Origin of the sequence: Streptococcus cristatus, assembly GCF_003943535.1 — a bacterium.
Classification (GTDB): domain Bacteria; phylum Bacillota; class Bacilli; order Lactobacillales; family Streptococcaceae; genus Streptococcus; species Streptococcus cristatus_L.
In genome coordinates this window covers 1-518 of sequence record NZ_RJPU01000044.1, presented here as the reverse complement: position 1 = coordinate 518, position 518 = coordinate 1, and the positions used below count along the sequence as shown (strand labels likewise).

The window sequence follows — 518 nt, the reverse complement described above, 5'->3', positions numbered from 1 at the left end:
CTACGCTAGCTTTATCTGCTACGTAACCCTTGATGTCTGGTGAAGTTTGTCCCTTGATCACGTCATCTTGTGATGTCCATGGGCCTTTTTCTACGATCGCTTTCGTTACGACGTTGATCTTCAGAATACGCGTGAATTTAGCGCTGTCTGTGAAGCTTGGTGCTGCTTCTTTACCATCTTCGTATACGTACTTGATCGTACGGCTCAATTCCTTCACAGCTTCTTGTTGAGCTGACTTGATCTTNTCATCTGTCCACTTAGGTCCATCCGGATTCTTAGGATCCATTGGATCGTTTGGTTTCGGCGGATTATTCGGATCGAATGGTACTACGCCTTCTTCCAATTGAACAGTGAAGTTTTGGTCCTTGCTTGCATCATCATCAAAGTTTTGTGGATCCTTGAACTCATCGTTCACAACCTTGTAACCTTGGTTAGTCAATTCTTTCAACTTCGCAAGGTATTGGTCACGGCTAATTGGTTCGCCTGACTTACCGCCTTCTGAGATCTTCGCCAATTCT

Annotated in this window: 1 protein-coding gene; it reads right to left on the bottom strand. The window is 44.7% G+C overall.

The features are described 5' to 3' along the window. On the bottom strand, positions 1 to 439 hold a 439-nt coding region (locus D8790_RS10710; protein WP_446677490.1), incomplete at its 3' end, for a mucin-binding protein. Positions 440 to 518 lie beyond the last annotated feature (79 nt).